The 398-nt window shown below is 75.4% G+C and carries 1 pseudogene; it reads left to right on the forward strand.

Annotated features, from left to right (window positions below):
• Nucleotides 1-398 (forward strand): annotated as a pseudogene (locus tag CEY15_RS17975) (hypothetical protein); the annotation flags it as partial.

Here is a 398-nt window from a genome sequence, read left to right on the forward strand (position 1 = left end):
TCGGCGGCGTTCGGGGCGCTGCGCGCCGTGCCGGAGGCTCTGGACACGCTGGGCGCCGAGGCGCTCAGTGAGGTGGCGCGGTCGGCGACGCTGGCGCAGAATCTCGCGGCGGCGACCCGGTTGCGGGCCGCGCATCATCTCGTCGAGGCGTTGGCGCGTCTGGATGAGGCGGCGCACGATGACGGGGCGAGCCCGCGGCCGGCGTTCGCCCGCCTGGACCCGACCGACCGGGCCCGTGACCACCTGGCCGCGGCCATGTCCCTGACCTGCTGGCACGCCGCACGCCTGGTCACCGCCGGCACCCAGATCCACACCCGCCTGCCCCTGCTGCGCAAGGCCGTCGACCGGGGCCTGCTGCCAGAACAACTGGCCATCGACACCGCCTGCCGACTGGCCGA

It is taken from the genome of Dietzia natronolimnaea, from assembly GCF_002289575.1.
GTDB lineage: Bacteria > Actinomycetota > Actinomycetes > Mycobacteriales > Mycobacteriaceae > Dietzia > Dietzia natronolimnaea_A.